At 71.6% G+C, this 22058-nt stretch carries 18 protein-coding genes; 2 read left to right on the plus strand and 16 right to left on the minus strand.

Annotated features, from left to right (window positions below; all coding sequences use genetic code 11):
• Nucleotides 1-3: 3 nt before the first annotated feature.
• From ACFYQA_RS22930 to ACFYQA_RS22990, 13 genes are all read right to left on the minus strand, one after another.
• On the minus strand, nt 4-792 hold the full coding sequence (locus ACFYQA_RS22930) for an SDR family NAD(P)-dependent oxidoreductase (RefSeq protein ID WP_388920800.1): 789 nt from the start codon (nt 790-792) through the stop codon (nt 4-6).
• Nucleotides 792-1955 (minus strand): thiolase family protein, encoded by a 1164-nt coding sequence (locus ACFYQA_RS22935; protein WP_388920962.1) that lies wholly within the window; start codon nt 1953-1955, stop codon nt 792-794. The genes ACFYQA_RS22930 and ACFYQA_RS22935 overlap by 1 nt, the downstream gene beginning before the upstream one ends.
• A 60-nt stretch (nt 1956-2015) precedes the next feature.
• Nucleotides 2016-3062, minus strand: coding sequence for an LLM class flavin-dependent oxidoreductase (locus tag ACFYQA_RS22940; RefSeq protein WP_388920803.1), 1047 nt, complete (start codon nt 3060-3062; stop codon nt 2016-2018).
• An 81-nt stretch (nt 3063-3143) separates the two neighbouring features.
• The gene (locus ACFYQA_RS22945) at nt 3144-3992 is read right to left on the minus strand and encodes an alpha/beta fold hydrolase (protein ID WP_388920805.1); all 849 of its coding nucleotides are present in this window, start codon (nt 3990-3992) and stop codon (nt 3144-3146) included.
• A gap of 2 nt (nt 3993-3994) precedes the next feature.
• Nucleotides 3995-5194, minus strand: coding sequence for a CaiB/BaiF CoA transferase family protein (locus tag ACFYQA_RS22950; protein ID WP_388920807.1), 1200 nt, complete (start codon nt 5192-5194; stop codon nt 3995-3997).
• Nucleotides 5191-6360 carry a hypothetical protein gene (locus tag ACFYQA_RS22955; RefSeq protein WP_388920809.1) on the minus strand — a complete coding sequence of 390 codons (1170 nt, stop codon included), beginning with the start codon at nt 6358-6360 and terminating at the stop codon, nt 5191-5193. Before ACFYQA_RS22955 ends, ACFYQA_RS22950 begins: the two co-directional genes overlap by 4 nt.
• Nucleotides 6361-6622: 262 nt before the next feature.
• Nucleotides 6623-7399, minus strand: a complete 777-nt coding sequence (locus tag ACFYQA_RS22960) for an enoyl-CoA hydratase-related protein (protein WP_388920811.1) — start codon at nt 7397-7399, stop codon at nt 6623-6625.
• Between the two features lie 15 nt (nt 7400-7414).
• Complete coding sequence (locus ACFYQA_RS22965; protein WP_388920813.1) at nt 7415-8533, minus strand: hypothetical protein; 1119 nt, start codon at nt 8531-8533, stop codon at nt 7415-7417.
• Nucleotides 8534-8536: 3 nt separating this feature from the next.
• On the minus strand, nt 8537-9349 hold the full coding sequence (locus ACFYQA_RS22970; protein WP_388920816.1) for an SDR family NAD(P)-dependent oxidoreductase: 813 nt from the start codon (nt 9347-9349) through the stop codon (nt 8537-8539).
• A 75-nt stretch (nt 9350-9424) separates the two neighbouring features.
• On the minus strand, nt 9425-9886 hold the full coding sequence (locus tag ACFYQA_RS22975; RefSeq protein ID WP_326750884.1) for a limonene-1,2-epoxide hydrolase family protein: 462 nt from the start codon (nt 9884-9886) through the stop codon (nt 9425-9427).
• On the minus strand, nt 9883-10488 hold the full coding sequence (locus ACFYQA_RS22980) for a VOC family protein (protein ID WP_388920819.1): 606 nt from the start codon (nt 10486-10488) through the stop codon (nt 9883-9885). Before ACFYQA_RS22980 ends, ACFYQA_RS22975 begins: the two co-directional genes overlap by 4 nt.
• Entirely contained in the window at nt 10488-13286 is a 2799-nt protein-coding gene (locus tag ACFYQA_RS22985) for an ATP-binding cassette domain-containing protein (RefSeq protein WP_388920822.1), read from the minus strand. Before ACFYQA_RS22985 ends, ACFYQA_RS22980 begins: the two co-directional genes overlap by 1 nt.
• Before the next feature lie 37 nt (nt 13287-13323).
• Nucleotides 13324-14052: an ATP-binding cassette domain-containing protein gene (locus ACFYQA_RS22990; protein WP_326750887.1), complete on the minus strand. Its 729-nt coding sequence runs from the start codon at nt 14050-14052 to the stop codon at nt 13324-13326.
• Between the two features lie 245 nt (nt 14053-14297).
• Between ACFYQA_RS22990 and ACFYQA_RS22995 the strand changes: the two genes are divergently transcribed.
• Both ACFYQA_RS22995 and ACFYQA_RS23000 read left to right on the plus strand, forming a co-directional pair.
• Nucleotides 14298-15482, plus strand: coding sequence for an ABC transporter substrate-binding protein (locus ACFYQA_RS22995; RefSeq protein WP_388920825.1), 1185 nt, complete (start codon nt 14298-14300; stop codon nt 15480-15482).
• A complete protein-coding gene (locus ACFYQA_RS23000; protein WP_388920828.1) occupies nt 15479-16213 on the plus strand; it encodes an SDR family NAD(P)-dependent oxidoreductase in 735 nt (244 codons plus the stop codon). Before ACFYQA_RS22995 ends, ACFYQA_RS23000 begins: the two co-directional genes overlap by 4 nt.
• 373 nt (nt 16214-16586) lie before the next feature.
• Here the strand turns inward: ACFYQA_RS23000 and ACFYQA_RS23005 are convergent, their stop codons facing one another.
• The 3 genes from ACFYQA_RS23005 to ACFYQA_RS23015 form a co-directional block, all read right to left on the minus strand.
• Nucleotides 16587-17777 carry an ABC transporter substrate-binding protein gene (locus tag ACFYQA_RS23005; protein ID WP_388920831.1) on the minus strand — a complete coding sequence of 397 codons (1191 nt, stop codon included), beginning with the start codon at nt 17775-17777 and terminating at the stop codon, nt 16587-16589.
• A gap of 166 nt (nt 17778-17943) precedes the next feature.
• Nucleotides 17944-19911: an NAD(P)-binding protein gene (locus ACFYQA_RS23010; RefSeq protein WP_388920833.1), complete on the minus strand. Its 1968-nt coding sequence runs from the start codon at nt 19909-19911 to the stop codon at nt 17944-17946.
• A gap of 56 nt (nt 19912-19967) precedes the next feature.
• Nucleotides 19968-21968, minus strand: a complete 2001-nt coding sequence (locus ACFYQA_RS23015) for a thiamine pyrophosphate-dependent enzyme (RefSeq protein ID WP_388920837.1) — start codon at nt 21966-21968, stop codon at nt 19968-19970.
• Nucleotides 21969-22058: the final 90 nt, after the last annotated feature.

Below are 22058 nucleotides of genomic sequence, written 5' to 3' on the forward strand. Positions count from 1 at the left end.
CTCCTAGTGGCCGGACATGCCGCCGTCGACAGGCAGCGTGATGCCGGTGACGTACGTCGACGCGTTGCTTGCGAGGAACACCACGACCCCGTCGAGCTCGTGCGGCTCGCCCAGCCGCTGCAGCGTGGTGTTGTGCTCCAGGAAGTCGTTGAGCGCCGGACGCGGGATCGGGTCGGTCAGGTCCGTGGCGAAGTAGCCCGGGGCGATCGCGTTGACCCGGATGCCCTTGCGGCCCGACCACTGCTGGGCGAGGTCGCGGGTGAGGCCGACCAGGCCGGCCTTGCTGGAGACGTAGGCCGCCTGCGGGGCGAAGGGCTTGACCAGCGCGAGCGCGCTCGCGACGTTGATGATGCTCGACCCGGGCCGCATGACCCGGGCGCAGGACTGGGCCATCCAGTAGGCGCCCATGAGGTTCACTTCGACGACGCGGCGGAACTCCTCCGGTGTCTCGCGCAGGGCCGGGACGGCCGTACCGACACCGGCGTTGTTCACGAGCACGTCGACCGCGCCGAGTTCGGCGACGGCCCGGTCCACGACCTCGGCGCAGTCGTCCGGGGAGACGACGTCGCAGCGCACCGGCAGTGCCCGCACCCCGTGTTTCTCGACCTCTCGGGCGATGTCGTGCAGGCGGTCCACCCGGCGGGCGGCGAGGACCACGTCCGCTCCGGCGGCGGCCAGCGCGCGGGCGAAACCCGCTCCGAGGCCGGAGCTCGCGCCGGTGACGACGGCGACCCTGCCGGTCAGGGAGAACTGTTCGACGCCGGTCCTGGGCATCTCGTCCCGGGCCGCCATCAGACCAGCTCGACCAGGGTCGCGTTGGCCATGCCGCCGCCTTCGCACATGGTGATCACACCGCGCCGTCCGCCGGTGGCCTCCAGGTGGCTGATCAGGGTGGCGAGGATGCGGATGCCGGAGGCGCCCATCGGGTGGCCGAGGGCGATGGCTCCGCCCCGCGGGTTGACCTTCGCCAGGTCGACGCCGAGTTCGCGGGCCCACACCAGGGGTACGGGTGCGAACGCCTCGTTGACCTCGAAGACGTCGATGTCGTCGACCGTCAGGCCGGTCCGGGCCAGAAGGCGCTGGGTGGCGGGGATGACACCGGTGAGCATCAGCAGCGGGTCGCTGCCGGTCACCGCGAAGCCGGTGAGCCTCGCCCGCGGTGCGAGGCCCAGTTCGGCGGCCTTCGCCTCGCTCGTCACCAGGGCCGCGGAGGCCCCGTCGGTGAGGGGCGAGGAGTTGCCGGGCGTGATGTGCCACCCGATCTCCGGGAAGCGCTCCCCTAGCACGTCGTCCTGGAACGACGGGCGCAGGCCCGCCAGTTGGTCGGCGGTGGTGCCGGGGCGGATGGTCTCGTCGGCGGTGACGTCCCCGACGGGCACGATCTCCCGGGCGAAGTCGCCGGCGGTGGCGCGGGCCGCGGCGAGTTCGTGGGAGCGTGCGGCGAACTCGTCCAGCTCCCGCCGGCCGAGCTTCCAGCGTCCCGCGATGATCTCGGCGGAGACTCCCTGACCGACCAGCCCTTCGGGGTAACGGCCCGCCAGGGGCGCGAACGGCTTGCCGTCGCGCCCCGGGAACCCGAGCGGCACCCTGCTCATGGACTCCACACCGCCGGCGACCACCACGTCGTAGGCACCGCTCATCACGCCCTGGGCGGCGAAGTGCAGTGCCTGCTGGGCGGATCCGCACTGGCGGTCGACGGTGGTGGCCGGCACGGACTCCGGGTAGCCGGCGGTGAGCAGGGCGGTCCGGGCCACGTTGGTGGCCTGGTCCCCGGCCTGACCGACACAGCCGGCGATCACGTCGTCGATCCGCGCCGGGTCGACCCCGGTGCGTTCGAGCAGGGCCGTCAGCGTCGTGGCCAGCAGGTCGGCCGGGTGCACGCCGGACAGGGCGCCGCCGGGCTTGCCCCGGCCGGAGGGAGTGCGCACCGTGTCGACGACGACGGCAGGAGACAGCTCGGGCATGGGTTTCTCCTGAGTGGGACGGTCAGGTCGGGGCCGGGGCGCCAGGCCGGGTCAGGCGTCCGCGAGCTGCGGGATCACCTTGCTGCCGAAGAGCTCGATGGCGTCGAACAGCTCCGGCTCCGGCATGCCGCCCATGTCCATGTAGGCGAGATGCGTGGTGACCTTGAGCTGCTCGCTCAGCCGGGAGATCCGGTCGACGACCTCATCCGGGCTGCCGACGATGGCCGGGCCCTTGGTGGTGAGCCAGTCGAAGTTGAAGGGACGCTGATTCTGCTTCGGGACGGCGGGGTTGATCTGCGCGAGCAGCTCGTTCATCCAGGCGTGGTAGGCGGCGTACCGCGGTTCCCACTGGTCGCGCGCCGACTTGCTGTCGGGGCCGACCCAGACGTGCCAGCCCGCACCGATCTCCGGCTCCCAGTCGTGGCCGGACTCCTCCCACTTGGCGAGGTAGTGGTCCACGACCTTGGTGAAGAACGACGGGTCGCCGAAGGCGCTGGGAAGCATCAGCTTCCATCCCAGGCGGGCGGCGAGTTCCACGGACTCCAGGGAGCTGCCGCCGCCGATCCACATGCAGTCGCGGGCGGGCTGGACCGGAGCCGGCTGCAGGGACTCGCCGTTGATCGAGGGCCGGAACTGGCCGGACCAGTGCAGGGGTTCGCCGGTCCAGAGCTTGTCGACGAGCTCCGCGTTCTCCTTGAAGCGGGCGGCGGACTCGTCCAGGCTCTGGCCGAAGAGAGTGTAGGTCGAGGCGAAGAAGTTGCCCCGGCCGTGCACGACGTCGACCCGGCCGTCCGACAGCACGTCGACCGTGGCGTAGTCCTCGGCGATGCGCAGACCGTCCAGGTTGGCGAGCAGGGTGACGGCGGTGCCGAGGCGCAGGGTGGTGGTGCGCTCCGCGATGGCGGCGAGGACGACGGGCGGTGCCGAGTAGATGTACTCGATCCCGTGGTGCTCGCCCATGTTGATGCCGTTGAAGCCGGTCGACTCGGCGAGGACGGCCATCTCCGGAAACATCTTGTAGCGGCGCGCGTTGGTGCTCCGCTCACCGGTCACGGGGTCGGTGACGAGGTCACCCAGCGACATCAGGTTGAACTTCATGGAGCCTCTTTCGCGTCAGGCCGACAGGGCACTCACAAGGAGCCTTACGGAGCATTAATCTAACACCCTTTGGTTAAGGGGTCAATCGTCGAGGAAGGAGCGGATGGCGTCGACAAAAGCGTCGTTGCGGTCGCCGACGACCATGTGTCCCGCGCCGTCGAGCGTGACCGCGCGGGCCGTGGGCATGACCGTCAGGAACTCGCCCACCTCGTCCTCCCGGACGACGTCGCTGGCACCGCCCGCGACCAGCAGGGTGGGCACGGTGACCGACTTCGCGGCGTCGACCGCCTCGTCCGGCCGGACCAGCGGGTTCGGGCCGTCGTTGCTTCTCAGAATCGCCGGGTCCCAGTGCCACCGCCACCGTCCGTCCGCGCCGCGGCGCACGTTGCGGTGCAGCCCTTCGGGACTCGAACGCCGTCTGCCCGGGTTGTAGGCCGCGACGGCATCGGCGACCTCCGCGAGGGACTCGAACCCGTCGAGGTGCGCCGTCATGAACTGCCGGATGCGTGCGACGCCGGCCGGGTGGGGCCGCGGTGTGATGTCGACCAGCACCAGACGGTCGGTCAGGCGGGGGCGCCTGGCCAGTGCCATCAGCGCGGTCATTCCGCCGAGGGACGCGCCGGCCAGGCAGGCGGGACGGCCCCCGCCCACCTGGTCCAGGACGCACTCCAGGTCGTCGACGTAGCGGGCGATGGAGTAGTCCCCGTCGCCCGCCCAGTCACTCTCGCCGTGCCCGCGTGCGTCGTAGGTCACGGTCGTCCAGCCGTCGCCCGCCAGGGTCTCGGCGGCGCGGCTCCAGGAGTGCCGGGTCTGGCCCCCTCCGTGAAGCAGCACCACCGGGCCGCGCCCGGCGCCGGGCGCGGCCGGTTCACGCACGTCGGCCACGATCCTCCCGGCCGTGCCGCGCAGGACCAGGGGAGCCCGATCCACGGTCACCTCCGGCCCGCGGACGCCGTCCGCAGCGCGCCCAGGATCTCGTCGTTGTGCTCACCGAGCAGCGGCGCACCGCGCCGGACGGTGCCCGGTGTCCGGCTCAGCTTGGGCACCACACCGGGCATCGGGACGCTCTCGCCGTCCAGCGACGGATCGGGCACCTCCACGACCATGTCCCGCGCGCGGTAGTGCGGGTCGCCGAGGATGTCGGGCGCGGTGTAGATCCGACCGGCCGGCACCCCCGCCTTGTCCAGCACGCCGAGGAGTTCGTCGACCGTCTGCCCGCGCGTCCACCGCGCGATCTCGGCGTCCAGTTCGAGCTGGTGCTCGCCTCGCAGCAGATGGGTGGCGTAACGGCCGTCCGGCGCGGCCCACTCGGGGCGCTCCATCACGGCGGCGAGCCGGCTGAACACGGTGTCCTTGTTGGCCCCCATGACGATCCACCGTCCGTCGGACGTGGGGTAGACACTGGAGGGCGCGATGCCCGGCAGCAGGGGTCCGGAGGGTCCGCGCACCTTCCCCAGTTTCACGAACTCGGGAAGGATCGACTCCATGTACATCCACGTCGCCTCGTAGAGCGCCACGTCGATCACCTGGCCCCGGGGCCCTGGACGCAGATGGCCCGACAGCAGGGCGAGCAGCGCGCCGATGAAGCCCTGAGTGCCGGCGAGGGCGTCCCCGATGGAGATGCCGACCCGCACGGGCGGCCGGTCCGGCTCACCGGAGAGGTGCCGGAAGCCGCTCATCGCCTCGGCGATGGAGCCGAATCCGGCGCGGTCGCGCAGGGGACCCGTCTGCCCGTAGCCGGTGATGCGGACCATGACCAGGTCCGGGTTGCCGGCGTGCAGGTCCTCGGGGCCGAGGCCCCAACGCTCCATGGTGCCGGGACGGAAGTTCTCGATGACCACGTCGGCCGTACGGGCCAGTTCGCGGAAGGCGGCCTGCCCCTCGGCGTCGCGGAGGTCGAGGGTGACCGACTTCTTGCCGCGGCCGATGATGGGCCAGTACAGCCCCACGCCCTTGTAGAGCCCGCCCCAGCGGCGCATGTCGTCACCGGCCGGAGGTTCGACCTTGATGACCTCGGCGCCGTGGTCGGCGAACAGATGGGCGCAGAAGGGACCGCTGATGATGTGTCCGGCCTCGAGGACGCGCAGGCCGGCGAGCGCGCCGCCGTCGGCCGACGCCGCCCGGGCGGTCATCGGTCGAACCCGTTCTGCGTCAGCCAGCCGTCGATGTGGTCGACCGCGGACTGGAGGTGTTCCTTCTGACCGCTGTAGTAGTGGTTCGCGCCCTCGATGACGCTGAGTTGCTTGTTCTCGTGGGCGATGCCCTCGTAGATGGCCTGGGGGTGGGCCGGCGGGCACGCGTCGTCGCGGGAGTTCTCCAGAAGGAGCACCGGGACGGTGACCCGGGACGCCGCGTCGACGGCGTCGACCTGTGCGGTGTCGTAGGACCACTGGGAGAGCCAGCTGCGGGTGGTGGTGAAGCGGCCCAGCGCCGAGGGGCCGTCGTTGACCAGGCGGGGATCGCCCAGGTAGGAGCCGGGGGCCCGGTCGTTGGGGTCGACGGCGAGGTCCAGCCAGCGGGGGTCGGCCATGGTGCCCTGCACCACGAAGCAGTGCTCCTCCTGGTCGCGTCCGGCCGCCTTCAGGTCGGCCAGCCGCTCCTGGGCGTAGGCGGTGATGCGGCGGCTGCGGGCCACCTGGGCCGCGCGGTACTCGGCCAGGAACTCCGCTGTGTACGGGGGCTGGTCGGGGTTCTCGGGGGAGTACAGGTTCAGGTGGGGGTCGCGCTCGTCGGGGCGCGACTCGTCCAGGATCGAGGCGTCCAAGAAGTCGGTCAGCAGGTGGTGGCGGCTGCGGTGCGCCGCGAGGATCATCACCCCGTCGGCCGGGGTGAGCCGGGTGTCGGCGAGCGGGGTGTACTCCCCCGCGCCGGTGAGCTTGATGACCGGCTTCTCGGCCTCGGCCTGATAGCCCATCATCAGCGAGCCGCCGCCGCTCCATCCGGCCAGGACGACCCGCTCGTAGCCGAGGCGCTCCTTGGCGTCCTTCACCACGGCGCCGAGGTCGAGCAGGACGTTCTCCATGATCAGCGCGGCGTCGCCGTTGCTGTAGCGGGTGCCGGCGGCGACCACGTGGAATCCGGCGCGGGCCAGCGCCGAGAACATCGGCAGGTAGCCGGGCGATCCGATCGGGTGCATGGCGACCACGCAGGTGGTGGACGGGTTCTCACCACGGAGCAACTGCGCCTGCAGCACCACCGAGTCACCGATCGTGCCGTAGACGTCCTTGCGGTTGGAGTTGTCCCGTTGCACCACGAGGTAGGGGGTGCGGGTGTACTTCACGGACCTGTCCGCGGGCATGGGCGTTCCTCCAGTGCTCGACGTCGTGCGGGCCGGCTGTCAGATGCCGTCCACAAAACCATACAGTGTTTGGATCCTGGTGTGCAGCTCCGGCCCGGGGCCGGGGTTTTTCCACGCGGCCCCGGGCCGGATCAGGGCGGGGCGGGGCCCGTCGGAGACCGACTGCCCGCGCGAAGCCGAGAGCTCGCGGGGAACCGCCGGCACCGCGGCGGACCGCGGTGCCGGCCCCCACGAGCCCGGCAGGAACCGTACGAGCGGTCCCCTACGAAGAGGTGTCCCGCGAGAGGTAGCCCCGGCGCTCGCCGGACACGAAGGTCTCGCGGGCCTCGCGCGCGTCACCGCGCATGTTCAGTTCGAGGGTCAGCGCGGTCTCCTGGCGGTACAGCGGGCCGATATCCCGCCGGGCGCTGCCGTTGATGGCCTTCTTGGCCGCCCGGACCACCGACGGCGTCTTGGACGCGATCACCGTGGCCAGCCGCCGGGCCTCCACCGGCACCGACTCCTCGTCGGGCACCGCGACCACGGTCCCGTAGGAGGCCAGCTCCCGCCCCAGGACCGGCTCGCAGGTGAGCATGGCCTGGCGCAGCCGCTTGTCCGGCATCAGGCCCATCGCCTGGACCGCGCCGCCGGTGGCACCGTTGTCGACCTCGGCGAGCACGAAACGGCACTCCTCGTCGGCGACCACGATGTCGCAGGCCCCGGCGACCAGGACGCCCAGCCCGATGCAGTAGCGGTGCACGGCGGCGATCACGGGGGCGGCGCACTCGTGCAGGGCCACGGTCAGGTCGGTGGAGCCGTTGACCTGCCCGAGGATGCCCTCGAAGCCGGGCAGCCGCTGGACCTCCTTGACGTCACCGCCCCCGATGAAGCCCCGGCCCTCGCCGCGCAGGACCACCGCACGCACCTCGGGGCGGTCGTCGACGCCCTCCACGAGGGCCGCCAACTCGGCGAGGTCCTCGATCCCGAGGGCGTTGACCGGCGGGGCGTCGATAACCAGTTCGAGGACGCCCTCCGCGGACAGCTTCTGATGGATGGGCACGGTCTCGTCCTTTGGTCAGCGTCCGCGCTCGTCGCCGGTCAGCGACGGGACCTTCGGGTGCGGCATGGGGTGGGCCAGGGGCGGGGCCTCGTCGGGCGCCTCGGCCCGGCACATCTCGACCGCCTTGGCGTAGACGGCGACCTGCCGGTCCTCCAGCTCGTAGTCGAACTTGCCGGTGTACATCGGGTACACCTCGGGGGTGGGCGGGTTCTCCCACAGCCACTCGACGGTCTCCACCAGCGCGTCGTGCGCCGTGATGACGTCCTTGTGCCCGAGCTGGGTACGGATCTTGGAGGCGTCGACCGTCATGTGCGGCCGGGAGGCCGGGGCCAGGAACTCGTTGACGGCGGACGGCGCGATGAGGGAGGGGATGCCGATGAACTCCAGGTCCGCGCCGCAGATACCGGCGACCGTCTCGGCCCACTGCCGCATGCTGAACTGGTCGTCGTCGGCGACGTTGTAGGACTCGCCGTCGGCCAGCTCGGGCTGGTCGACGATCGCCATGATGCCCGCGGCCGCGTTGCGGGCGGCGCAGCGGAAGATCAGCCAGAGGCCGTCGTCGGGCAGGATCATGTACTTCCGGCCGTCCTGGATCCGCTTCAGCACCGCCCACTCCCACGGCACGATGTTGCGCGGGCCGTAGATCTGCGGATACCGGACGTAGGACGCCTTGTAGGCGCCGTTCGCGGCCCGCTCCATCACCGAGCGCTCGGCGTTGAGGATCTGCATCGCGAACTTCGCGGGCGCCTCGGCCGTGTCGGCGAGCGGGCTGTCCTCACGGGCGTTGATCTTCATGCCCCACGGCTTGGAGCCCTGCGGCTCGATGAAGCCCCGGTAGACCGGCACGCCGCCGACGCAGACGAGCTGGTCGGTCTTGCCGGCGAAGAACTCCCCGGTCACCCGCATCCGGCCGTAGGTCGCGACCACGAGGTCCCACTCCTGGCCGCCGACGACCTCCTGGAGCGTCTCGGCGAAGTGCGGGTCGGCGTGCAGGTGCCGGACGTCGGGCAGGCCGGGCGGCTCGTGGGCGCCGCGGTGCAGCATGGTGACGTCGTGGCCCCGGTCGAGCAGCCCCTGCAGGATGTGCGGGCCGGTCGGGCCGGTACCGCCGATGACCAGTGTCCTCTTACTCATGGCTCAGTCCTCGATTCCACGGCTGACCGCGGGGGCCAGCCCTTCGCTGAAGGCGGTCTGTCCGCCGTCGACCGGGATGACCGCGCCGGTGATGAAGCTGGAGAGGTCGGAGGCGAGGAACACCACCGCCTGTGCCATCTCCTCGGGCCGGCCGACCCGGTTCAGCAGATGCGAGCGCTCGACCTCGCGCAGCCGCTCCGCGGGCAGGCCGCTGCGCAGGGCAGGGGTGTCGAAGACCCCGGGCACGATGGCGTTGCAGCGCACGCCCCGCGCCCCGTAGTGCACCGCCACCGTGCGGGTCAGCCCGATGATGCCGGCCTTGGCGGTGTTGTAGCTCATCCGCCAGGTGGCGCCGGTGACGCCGCGGGTGGAGGACATGTTGACGATGCTGCCCTTCCCCGCCTCGAGCATCCCGGGCAGCACGTGCTTGCAGCCGAGTGCCGCTCCGGTCAGGGTGATCGACAGGCTGGTGTTCCAGGCGTCCAGGTCCAGGTGGAGCGGATCGCGGTCGAGGTCCATCACGGGCCCGCCGGTGAGGGCGGCGTTGTTGTGCAGCACGGTGACCGGCGCGGAGAACGCGCGGCGGGCCGCTGCCACCGCCTCCTCCCAGGACGCCTCGTCGGCGATGTCCAGGACCGCCGCGGTGGCCGAGCCGCCCGCCGCGGTGATCGCGGCGGCGGTGGCGGTGGCGGTGTCGCCGTTCACGTCGGTCACCAGCACCTTCGCGCCCGCCGCGGCGAGGGCCTCCGCGGAGGCCCGGCCCATTCCGGAGCCGGCGCCGGTGACCAGCGCGACCCTCTCGTCCAGGGAACCCATCGTCGTGTTCTCCGTTCACCTCGGCGTAAAACCAAACAGTGTTCTATCAGGGTCGGCGACGCGGGGGAAGGAGGGTCAGTCCCCGGCGCGCATGTGGTCGTCCAGGAGGGGCGGCCGGTCGGTCGCGAAGTCCTCGGGCAGATACCGCTCGGCGAACTCGCGGGTGTCGTAGAAGTAGTCACGCACCCAACGGATGCGGCCGTCCTCGACCTTGAGCGTGCCCATCACCTTGAACGAGTGGAGCAGCCTGCCGTCGGCGTCGACGGAGTCGTCGTACCGCTCGGTGAGGACGTAGGGGCCCTCGGCGGCGGCGTGCACCAGCTCGAAACGGAAGCCCGCCACCCCCTTACTGGCCTTCGCCTTCTCCAGGTCCGCCACCAGCTGCTCCAGGCTGGTCACCCGGGGCGGGTCGAAGCCGGCGGAGGCCCACCACAGGTCGTCGTGGCACAGCCGCCGGGCGGTCGCCACCATGTCGTCGTGGGTGGGCCCGAAGTGTGCGAAGAAGTCGCGCACCACGGTCAGCGGATCGGTGCTCACGTCCCCTCCTCCCTCTCTCCGGCCGGTGGGCCGGTCGCGGACCGTTCGTTCTCGTGGTCGTAGCGGTAGGCCGTGAGCACGGACTCGTCCTCGCCCGCGTGGAAGCGGCGGACCAGGTCATCGAAGTCCACGCTGTGGCCCACCGGGTGCCTGGCGAAGGCGGGCGAGCGCAGGAACGCGGTCGCCTCCTCGTTGTCGACGAAGCGGTCGATCTGCAGCTCGGCCCGGTTCCCGTCCGGGTCCTGGTAGTAGAGCGACAGCGTCGGGCCGTGGTTGACCGCCCAGGTGGGGACGGTGCCCCCGGCCTTGAGGCGCTCGTAGGTGGCGACCAGGTCGGCCAGGCTCGCGTAGGTGAACGCGATGTGGTCCAGGCCCGCCGCCCGCTCGGCGGGGCCGCCGAGGCCGGGCGGCGCGACGACCGCGATCCGGTGGTGCTCGTCGTCGAAGGTCAGGAATCCGATGAACTCGTTCTCGAACACCACCTCCGCCTGGAGTAGGCCGGCCCACCAGTCGAGCACCGGCCGGAAGTGCCGGGTGCGGAGCACCACGTGGGCGAGGCGGGCGGGCACGACCCGGCGGGCCGTGCCCCCGTCCCCGCTCATCAGCTGTGCTCCCCGACCAGATCGCCGTCGCGCCGGCCGGCGGGCTCCGCGGTGTCCTGCGGGCCGTCGGACTCGCCGGACGCAGCGGGCTCGTCGGGCTCGTCGGATTCGTCGGATTCGTCGCCTCCGCCGAGGTAGGCGCTGAGCACCCGCGGGTCGTTGCGGACCTCGTCGGGGCTGCCGTTGACGAGGACGGCGCCGGCGGTCAGCACGGTCACCTCGTCGCAGGCGGCGAGCACCATGTCGATGTTGTGCTCGACCAGCAGGATGCCCATGCCCCAGTCCTTGGCCAGGCGGCGCAGCAGCGCGGCCAGGTCCTGGGCCTCGGGGTCGCTGAGACCGGCGGCGGGCTCGTCGAGGCAGAGCACCGAGGGGGTGCTGGCGACGGCCCGGGCGATCGCCGCGAGGCGGCGGTGGCCCATGGAGAGCTCGCCGGGCTTCAGGTCGAGCTCGTCCAGCAGGTTGAACTCGCGGGCCGCCGCGAGGGCGACGCCGTTGAGCTGGATGCGGCCCGGCCGCACGAAGTCGGCACCGTACTTCAACGGGCTCCACTGCTCGCTCGCGATGGCGAGGTTCTCGCGCAGGGTGAGGTCCTCGAACAGCTCCAGGGACTGGAAGGAGCGTCCCAGGCCGGCCTTCAGCCGCTTCTGGGGCGTCAGGCGGGTGAGGTCGGTGCCGTCGAGGTCGACCGTGCCCGTCTCGGTCCGGACGAAGCCGGTGACGGCGTCGATGACGGTGGTCTTGCCCGCGCCGTTGGGGCCGATCAGGCCGTGCACGGTGCCGGGTTCGACGGTGAACGTGGCGTCGGCGACGGCGATCACGTTGCCGAAGCGCACCCGCACCCCGGAGACGGTGAGCCGCTTGGCCGGCACCGGCTCGGCCTTGACGGCCTCGGCCGCCTCGACGTCCGCGGCGTCAGCGACCGGCTCGGCCTTCTTGCGGCGCAGCCTGCGTCCGACGCCCTTGACCAGTTCGACGTTGACCTGCCACAGCCCGGAGGGGTTCTGCACCAGGATGACCAGCAGCATCAGGCCGCTGATCAGCGGCAGCCAGGACTCGATCGAGTGGATGCCGGAGAACAGTTCCGAGCCGACGCCGGACGGCATCAGGGTGCCGCCCATGACACCGCCGCCGACGTATCCGGCGCCGCCCACCACGGTCATGGCGACGACCACGATGGAGTTGAAGGTGTCGAAGTTGACGGTCACCACGCTGAAGCTGCGGAAGGTGAGGACCACACCGGCGATGGCCGCGATGCCGGCCGCCGCGCCGAACGCGAACAGCTTGGCCCCGAAGACGCTGACGCCCAGCGAGGCCGCCGCGCGCTCGTTGCTCCGCACGGCCAGCAGCCGCCGGCCGACGGCGCCACGGCGCAGGTTGAGGACGCCGACCGCCACGAGCACCAGCAGGACGAGCGCCATCACGGCGTAGTTGCCGGGTGCCAGCAGGCCGCTGACGTTCAGCCCGAAGATCTCGATGGGCGGGACGACGATGCCGCTGGTGCCGCCGCTGTAGTCGCTGTTGTTGAGGACGATGTTGTAGATGACGACGGCGAGGCCGAGGGTGACGATGGCCAGGTTGATGCCGCGGGTGCGCAGGGCGGGCAGCGCCACCAGCACGCCGAGCAGCGCGGTGATGGCCACGGCGCCCACGAGGGCGGCGAGGAAGGGCCACTTCAGGTCGGCCACCAGGCGGGCGGCGACCAGGGCTCCGAAGCCGGCCAGCACGTACTGGGCGAGCGAGAGCTGCCCGGCGTAGCCGGTGACGAGCACGATGGACACGCACAGGATCGCGAAGCCCATGGTGACGGTGACGGCGTTGGTCCAGGCGAGGTCGAACACCGAGGAGACCAGCCAGGCCATGACCGCGGTGACGACGACGGTCGGGACGACCCGCACCTTGCCGGAGCCGACGTCGATCATGCGGTCCAGCACGTGGCTGCGCAGCGGGATGCCGCGGCCGCGCAGCACCATGACGACGACCACGATGATGAAGGGCACGCTGGCCGACCAGCCGGGCGCGCTGACGTAGCGGGCCAGGAGGGACTCGATGACGCCGAGGCCGACGGCTCCGGCGAAGACGATCGGGAACGAGTTGAAGTTGGCGATGAGGCCGACGGCCAGGGCGGGGATCACCAGCATGGCGAGGACCTGCGGCTGCAGGTAGGTGATCGGCGCGATCAGCGCGCCCGCGAGGGCGCTGAGGCCGGCGCCCAGGGCCCAGTTGACGGTCGCGATGCGCTCCGGGGAGTGCCCGAGGCTCGCGGCGACGCGGACGTTCTCGGCGACCGCACCGGTGGCGCGGCCGAACGTGGTCCGGCGGTAGACGAACCAGAGCGCGACGGTGGAGGCGGCGCCGAGGAGGAAGAGGATCATGCGGTCGGCGCCGACGTAGACGTCCGGGGCGACCTGGATGCCGTTGGTCGGCAGCAGCGAGGGCGCCGCCTTGAGGTCGCTGCCGTAGATGAGGACGGCGGCGGATGTCAGCACCATCAGCACGGCCAGGGTCGAGATGACCTTCAGCAGGGCCGAGGCGTCCTTCATCGGTCTGAGGATCAACAGCTGCACCAGGGTGCCGAGGACCGCGCCCACCACGACGGCGAAGACCAGGCCGAGCCAGCGCGGGAGCGAGAAGCCCACCACCGCCTGGTAGTAGGCGTAGCCGCCGACCATGACGAAGCCGCCCTGGGCGAAGTTCAGGATGCCGGATCCCCGGTAGACCAGTACCAGCCCCTGGGCGATCAGCGCGTAGAGCGCACCGGCTCCCAGGCCGATGAGCACATACCGGAGGATGTCCATGGAGGTGTCTCCTGTGAGTGGTGAGGCCGGGAGCGCGTCAGGCGGCGCTGTCGTGGTCGGAGAGGTAACGGCGCCGGATCTCCTCGTCGCCGTCCGCGGAGTCGCCGCTCGCGACGAGTTCGCCGCGGCGCATCAGGTACCAGCGGTCGGAGGCGCCGAGGGCACGGCGCGCCTGCTGCTCCACGAGCAGCACCCCGATGTCCAGCGTGGTAGCGGCGTCGCGGAGCGCCGCGAGGAGCCGGTCGACCACGATCGGTCCCAGGCCCAGGGAGAGCTCGTCGGCGAGCAGGACCTTCGGCCGCCGGGCGAGCGCGCGGCCGAGGGTGAGCATCTGCTGTTCGCCGCCGGAGAGGAGTCCGGCCCGGCGGTCGAGCAGTTTGCCCAGTTCGGGGAAGACCTCGACGGCGGGCTCGAGGCCGCCGCTGCCCAGGAGCAGGTTGTCCCGTACCGACATCGACATGATGACGGAGCGTTCCTCGGGAACGAAGCCGAGGCCGGCCGCCGCGCGCTTGTGCAGGCCGCCGGTGAGCGGTGCGCCGAACCAGCTGATCTCCCCGCCCAGCGGGCGCAGCTCGCCGGCGAGCGTCAGCAGGGTGGTCGACTTGCCGGCGCCGTTGGGCCCGAGCAGCGCGACGATCTCACCGGCGTGGACCTCGAGGTCCAGCCCGCGTACGACGGCGAGTTCGCCGTAGCCGGCGACGAGCGACGTCGCCCGCAGGGCGGCGGCTCGCGCCGTGCCGGGCTCGGTGTGGGCGACTTCAGTCACGTCATCTCCCTCAGCGGTGGTGGAGCCGGGTGTGCCGTCACCGGGTGGCGGTGACGGCACACACAGCGTAGTAAACGCTGTTTGGTTTTACGCCCGTCTCAAGTGGAGCGCAAGGGTTGCGCGCGGCCGGATTATCGCGAGACATGGCGCGAACGCATCCCTTGAAGTACCGAGCTGTGCGTGATTAACCTAACTGCGTTTCGTTATACGTGGCAAGGACTCCGTCTCCCAGGGCAAGGAAGCTCATGAAGCGAAGACTGTTCTCCACCCTCGCCGTATCCACCCTCGTCCTCGGTTCCGTGGCCGCGTGCGGCGGCTCCGACGCGGATTCCGCCGCCGCCGAGGGCCCCATCAAGCTCATGTCGATCGGCTCCTTCGAGACACCGGTCTTCTCGACCCCCCAGGTCGAGACGGCACTGCGGGCGAAGATCGCCGACATCAACGAGAACGGCGGTATCGACGGGCGCAAGGTCGAACTCAAGATCTGCAACGACAAGTTCGACCCCAACGAGGCCACCTCCTGCGCCCAGCGCGCGGTGACGGACGGCATGCACGCCGTGATCGGCGGCGCCTCTCCCTTCTCACCCCAGTTCCTCCCGGTCCTCGAGGCCGCGAAGATCCCGCTGGTGGCCGGCAGCGCCAGCTCGGGCGGGGCCGAGCTGCAGAGCGAGATCTCCTTCCCCGTGAACGCGGGCGCCCCCGGCATGTCGCTCGGCACCGGGCGCCTCGCCGCCCAGGCCGGTTCCTCCACCGTCGTCATCGCCTCCGACAACGAGGGCTCGCAGACCGGCGCCGACCTGAGCATCAAGGGCGCCGAGTCGGCCGGCGCCAAGATGACCAAGGTCACCATGAAGCTGGGCGCCCCAGACGTCTCCGCGACCGTCGCCCGTGCCCTGCAGCTGAAGCCGGACGCCATCGCCCTGCAGGTCGTCACCGAGGACGCGCTGAAGGTGGTCAAGAGCCTGCGCCAGTCCGGGTACGAGGGCGCGGTCACCGCTCCCGGCTCCCTCTTCCCGCCGGCCAGCCTGGAGGCGCTCGGCGACTTCGCCGAGGGCGTCCGCATGACCAGCCGGGTGGTACCGCCCACGTCCACCGACATCCCCCAGGTCAAGGAGTTCCTGGCACAGATGAAGAAGGAGGACCCCAAGGCCCAGACCGACGACCTCGCCCTCAACGCCTGGACCGGCATGTACCTGCTGGCCGAGGTGCTCAAGGGCCGGGACGTCACCGACGGCGCCTCGGTGATCGCCGCCTTCGAAGCCGTCGAGAAGCCGATCGTGCTCGGCACCGCCCCGGACTACCCGGGCGTGCCCGCGACCCCGGACGCCGAGGAGTACCCGCGTGTCCCGCAGTTCGACACGGTCGGCAGCACCGTCAAGGACGGCAAGGTGGTCCGCGAGGGCGACTTCTTCAACCCGCTCGAGGCGTGAGCGTGGACACCGTCGTCGTCACCGGGGGAGCCAGCGGCATCGGCGCGGCCACCTGCCGGTATCTCACCGAGCAGGGCTACCGGGTGGTCGTCGCCGATCTGCAGCGCACGGAGGGTGAACGGCTGGCAGCCGAGCTGGACGGCCTCTTCGTGCACCACGACGTCGGCGATCCGGCCTCGTGGGAGACGCTCATGACCGCGGCGGTGGACCGCTTCGGTCCGCTGCACGGCCTGGTGGCCGCCGCCGGGGTCAAGAGCGAGTACCTCCTCCAGGGCCCGCCCGACCCGGTCCTGTTCCACCGCGCCGCCACGGTCAACCAGCTCGGAGTGATCCTCGGGGTCCAGATCGTCGGGGAGTACCTGCGGGAGCAGGGCCGGGGCTCCATCGTCAACATCGCCTCCGGCGCGGCGATGCCTCCGGCGCAGAGCCCGGACGTCGCCTACGTCAGCACCAAGTGGGGGGTGCGCGGGATCAGCCGGGTCGCCGCGCGGCGGCTCGCACCGCACGGCGTACGCGTCAACACGGTGCTGCCCGGGCTGGTCCGCACCCCGATGATCGCCGGCATCACGGAACGGGACCCCGAACGGGTCGCGTCCGTGGAGGCGGCGATCCCGATGGGCCGGATGGGCCGCCCGGAGGAGATCGCCCGGGCCGTCTACTTCTTCGTCTCCGAACTCGGCTCGTACGCCACCGGCGCCGAACTGGTCGTCGACGGGGGGTCACTGGCCTGAGAGGCCCGGCACGGCCGAGGGGCCCGGGGAGATCCCCGGGCCCCTCGGCCGTGCGCCGCCGACCGTGTTCCTCCGCCCCGGGCCCGGTGGCGGCACGGAGCAGGGCTCTCCCGCTCCCCGGCAGGCCTACCGAGTCCCGGGGGAGCCATGCGCCCGCGGCCGGCTCCCGGACCCTGCCGGGAGGAGGCCGTACCGCCCCGGGCCGCCCCTTCGCCCCCGCCGGTACGCCCGGCGCACCCGGTCCACCCGGCGCGTCGAGGAGCACCGCGTGGCGCACCGTCCGCCGTCACCGTCCGGCCCGGCACAGCGCATGCGGACGGCCGGTGGCCATCTGGTCCACCGGCCGTCCGCCGTCGTGCACCGCCCTGGTGGGTCAGCCCGCCAGCGGGTCGAAGAACTCGCCGTCCGGGACGATCTTGCCGTCGTTGACGGTGCTCGGCATCACCTCGAAGACCGCGACGCGCGGGTACTCCTTGTGCGGCGCGTCGCCGCCGAGGCCCGGGTAGTCGGGGTAGATGCCGAACAGGTCCACCGACTTGTCGATCTTCGAGAGGGCGTCGATGACCGACTGTCCGTCGGTGACCTTCTTGCCGCTCAGGATGCCGGGCAGGGCGCGCACGGAGAGCCAGCCGTTGAGGCTGATGTCGTCAATGGGCGCGTCGGCGTCGAGGGCGCGCACCTCCTTGTTGAACCGCGCGATCATCTTGTTCTCGGTGTACGCCGCGGGAAGGCCGCGCCCGGCGAGCACGATGCCCTCCGCCTTGTCGCCGAGCGCCTTGATCGAGGCCGGGTTGACGATCGACGCCGGGCCGGTGATCGGACCCTTGAACCCGTTCTCGCGCAGGGCCGACACGATGCGCGTCGCGGTGTCGCCGGAGGCGGTGATGACGACCCCGTCGGGCTTCTGGTCGAGCACCTTGAGCGCGGTCGGGTTGTAGTCGGCGGCCGTGAGCGGGGCGACCACCTCCTTCACGGTTCCGCCGGCCTTCTTGACGCCCAGCTCGGCCTGCTTGACGGAGGCGCGGCTGGAGGCGTTGTCCCCGGGGACGACGACGACCTTGTCGCCGCCGCGCTCCGCGGCCAGTCGGCCGGCGGCGATGACGAAGGCGCTGGACCCGGCGTTGATCGGGTAGAACGCCGCCTCCTCGCTCTCCGCGGTGCCGTCACCGCCGCCGGGGCCGATGAACGGGATCTTCGCCGCCTCCAGGACGGGGGCGAGCGCGGCCGTGTGCGGCGTCATGCCGCCGACGACGGCGGCGACGCCCTCGCTGATCGCGCGCTGGGCGCAGGCGGTGGCCTCGTTGGGGTCGAACTTGTCGTTGCAGAAGGAGACCTTGAGCTTGCGGCCGTCGATCCCGCCCTCCTTGTTCACCGCGTCGGCCGAGGCCTGGATGGCGGTCTGGAGCTGGGGGATCGAGTAGACCGAGCTCTCGAAGGAGGCGATCGACATGATCTTGATGGGGCCTTCGGCGCCCGCCGAGGAGCTGGAGTCGCCCCCGCCGCACGCGGTGAGCGGCAGGGCCAGGGCGAGTGTCGCGGCGGCGATTTTCGCGGAGCGGTGCACGGATGTCTCCTAGGTGATCAGGACTTGAGAGAGTGAGGAACGGGCCGCTCCACTGACGCCGTTCGCGCGGCAGGAGTCTCGAGCGGGCTCCGCGGTCGCCGGACCGGTCCGATCCATGCGGGGTGGGCGGGGCCGGGCCGCGGGGTTGCGGCACGGCCCGGCGTACTCAGAAGGTCTGTGCGAGCAGGGTCGCTTCACGGGTGGCGGTGGTGACGCCGCGGGGTGCGATCGCGTCGCCGCAGGTGTGCGCGGTGACGCCGAGCGCCTGAAGTTCGTGGACCAGCCCGTCGCGCGGCACGGGGTGCACCGCGGCGACGACGACGTCGATGCCCGGCAGGACGCTCTCGACGCCGTCGGGGTCGATGAGCGTGGCCCGGCCGTCCTCGTACGACCTGAGGTCCCGGAAGGTCGTCGCCGTGATGTGCGACGACCGGCGGAAGAGGTCCTGGTAGTCGAGGCGGTGGTTGTAGCCGCTGTTGGTGACCAGCCGGTCGAACGGCGTCACGTAGACGACGTCGTGGCCCTCCAGCGCCAGCTTCTCCACCGCCACGCCGGCCGGGTTGTGGCCGGTGCGGTCCACGACCAGCACGGTCGCCCCCTCGGGCACGCCGTGCGCGATCGCGTCGTCGACGGTGACGATGCCGGGCCGGTCGAGCCCGTGGGCGGCCAGGTCGTGCGCGGCGCCGGTGGCCACGACGACCTCGTCCACTCCCGCGTCCCGGATCCCGGCCGCGGTGAGCCGGCGTCCGTACTCCACCTCGACTCCCTCGTGGCGCAGTTCGCCCACCAGGTGGTCGACGGTGCCGAACAGTTCGGCGGCGCGGGTGCCGAGCAGGGTGCGCAGCCGGCCGCCCGGCCGGTCGGACGCCTCGACGATCCGTACATCGTGGCCCCGCTTGACCGCCGTCTCGGCGGCCTGGAGACCCGCGACCCCGGCGCCCACGACGAGGACCCGCTTGCGCCGCACCGGTGCGGGCAGGGCCGCGAACTGGGCCTCGCGGCCGAACTCCGGGTTGTGCCAGCACTGCACGGCCTTGCCGTCCACGCGCCGGCTGTTGCACTCGGCGATCCGCACGCAGGTGCGGATGCGGCCCTCGTCGCCGCGCAGGATCTTGACGCCCAGGTCCGGGTCGGAGAGGAAGCCGCGGGTCATGCCGATCAGGTCGCACATGCCGTGTTCGAGGGCCCGTTCCGCCATGTCCGGGTCGACGATGCCGCCGACGCCGACCACCGGCACCCGCGCGCCGATGGCGTCCCGCAGGCCCTTGGCCAGTTCGAGGTCGTAGCCCTTGGGGTAGCGGAAGGAGGCCACCGACGGCTGGGAGTAGGCCGGTGCCTTGGTGCCGATGGAGAGGTTCATGAAGTCGATGTGGCCGGTGTCCACCAGGCGCCTGGCGACGTCGTTGAGCTCCTCCACGGTGAGGCCCTGCTCGTCCTCGCGCAGATGGTCGTCGGCCGTCATGCGCCAGCCGAGGATCCCGTCCTCGCCCAGCCCGGAGCGCACCGCTTCGAGCACCGCGGTGGAGAAGGCCAGCTGCTCGCCCCACTCGTCGTCGCGGCCGTTGCCCCAAGGGCTGTAGGACTGCTGGAGGAGGTAGCCGTGGGCGCCGTGCAGTTCGAGCCCGTCCAGTCCGGCCTCGCGGAACACCTCGGCCGTGCGGCCGTAGGCGTCGACCATCAGCTGGATCTCGGCACCGGTCATCCGGTGGGCGGCCTCGCCGAACTCGTCCTGGCCGCCGTTGAAGGACCATTCGGCGCGCTCGTCGAGCAGCACGTGGGAGCCGATCTGGCGGCCGAAGTTGACGACCTGCGGGGTGACCAGCGCGCCTTCCTCGTGGACGGCGTCGGCCAGCCGCTTGAGCCGGTCGATCACCGGCCGCGGCCAGTCGTGGAACGGTTCGACGTTGACCGGCTGCGCGATGAGCAGCGCGGCCCCGCCCCTGGCCCGGCGGCGGCAGTAGTCGACGTACGTGGTCTCGTCGCCGGCCGGGTGCCAGGGCGCCATGATGCTGTGCGCCGTGGTGATCATGCGGTTGCGGAGCACGTGGCCGCGGATGGTCGTCGGGCTGAGCAGACGGGCGTACTTCCCGTCCGTGCGGGGTGACGTCGGCTCGGCGGCCGGGCTGGTCGTCATACGTCTCTCCTGTCGGAAAGCCCGCCGTGCCGGAGGGCCCGAACGGCCCGGCCGGCCTAGACGGCGAGGACTCTGCGGATCGCGGCTTCGATGTCGCGCTGCCCGACCACCCACTGCTTCTCCAGGGCGGGGGCGTAGGGCGCGGGGGTGAAGGGCGTCCCCACCCGCACCACGGGGGCGTCGAGCGTCCAGAACCCCTCGTCGACGGCGCGGGCGGCGATCTCGGCGCCGATGCCGAAGTCGAGGACGGCCTCGTGCGCGATCACCAGCCGGTTGGTCTTCGCGAGGGAGCCCAGGACTGTCTCCCAGTCGATGGGGGCCACGGTGCGCAGGTCGACGACCTCGACCGAGATGCCTTCGGCGGCCAGCGACTCGGCGACGGCGAGGCTCTCGCGCACCATGCGCGAGACGCTGACGACGGTCACGTCGGTGCCCTCGCGGAGCACCTTCGCCTTGCCGATCGGGACGACGTGGTCGGGCGAGAACCCCGGGCCGGACTTCTCGTAGAGGAGCCGGTGCTCGATGACGACGACCGGGCTGTCCTCGTGGATGGCGCTGCGCAGCAGTCCGTAGGCGTCGGCCGGGGTCGAGGGCATCACGACCTGGAGTCCGGGGATGTGCGCGAGGAGCGCCTCGATCGCCTGGGAGTGCTGGGCGCCCGAGGAGCGGCCGGCGCCGAACTGGGTGCGGATGGTGAGCGGCACGCTCACCTTGCCGCCGGTCATGTACCGCAGCTTGGCGGCCTGGTTCATGATCTGGTCCAGGCAGACGGCGATGAAGTCGGAGTACATGATCTCCACCACCGGCCGCATGCCGGCCATGGCGGCGCCCACGCCCGCCCCGATGATGGCGCTCTCGGCGATCGGGGTGTCGCGCACCCGGCCCGGGAAGTCGGCGGCCAGGCCGCGGGTCAGGCCGAAGACGTTGCCGCCCTCGCCCACGTCGATGCCGGCCACGAAGACCGACGGATCGTGCTCCAGTTCGTGACGCAGGGCGGCCTTGACCGCGCGGCTGTAGCGGACCGGTTCGGCGTCGGCGGGCAGCTCGGGCTCGGTGACGGTCCTGGTGGGCGTGCGGATGTACTCGAAGAGGTCGTCGGCCGACGGTTCCCGACCGGCTTTCGCGGCCTGAACGGCCCGCTCGATCTCCTCGGTCACCGACGCGTGCACGGCCGCGATGTCGGCCTCGCTCGCGCCGCCCGCCCGCAGCCGTTCCTCGGCGAGCAGGATCGGGTCGCGCTGGGCCCAGGCCGCGGCGAGTTCCTTGTCGCGGTACTTCAGCGGGTCGCCCTCGTAGTGGCCGCGGGCGCGGAACGTCACGGCCTCGACGAACGCCGGGCCATCGCCGCTGCGTACCGCCGCCACGATGTCCTCCATGGCGTCCGCCATCTCCGTCACGTCGTTGCCGTCGAGACGGTGGAAGGACATGCCGTAGGCGGCGGCACGGGCCTCCATGAGGCCGGGCGCCTTCAGATGGGTGCTGGAGAACTCGGAGAACTGGTTGTTCTCGCAGAGCAGGATCAGCGGCAGCCGCCAGTCGCCGGCGAGGGTGGCACCCTCGTGGAAGGCGCCGGTGCTGGTGGCCCCGTCGCCGAAGTAGCTGACGGCGACCTTGCCGTCGCGCCGCAGCAGCGCGGCGGTGGCGGCTCCGGCCGCGATCGGCACCCCGGCGCCGACGATGCCGTTGGCACCGAAGATGCCCAGCGCCGGGTCGGCGATGTGCATGGAACCGCCGCGGCCGTGGTTGGTCCCGGTCTCCCGGCCGAAGAGTTCGGCGAAGGCGCCGGAGAGGTCGAGTCCCTTGGCCAGTACGTGCCCGTGCCCCCGGTGGGTGGAGGTGATCACGTCGTCGGGCCGCAGGGCTGCCGCGGTCCCGACGGGCACGGCCTCCTGACCGACCGAGAGGTGCACGAACCCGCGGATCATGCCGTCGCGGTAGAACGCGGCGGCCCGCTCCTCGAACATCCGGATGCGCAGCATCTCGCGGTGGAGGTGGGCCAGGTCCGTCCGGTGTCCGGGGCTCGGGTGCGAACGGAGCTTCTCCTGGACGTGTGTCATCGTGCTCCCTGTCCTCGCGGGAATCGAATCGCGGCGTCCGTCCGTTGCGGACCGCAGTCGCGATCGGGCTCACTGTGACACAGGACGAGG

The sequence above is a fragment of the Streptomyces sp. NPDC005774 genome (assembly GCF_042871645.1).
Lineage (GTDB): Bacteria > Actinomycetota > Actinomycetes > Streptomycetales > Streptomycetaceae > Streptomyces > Streptomyces pratens.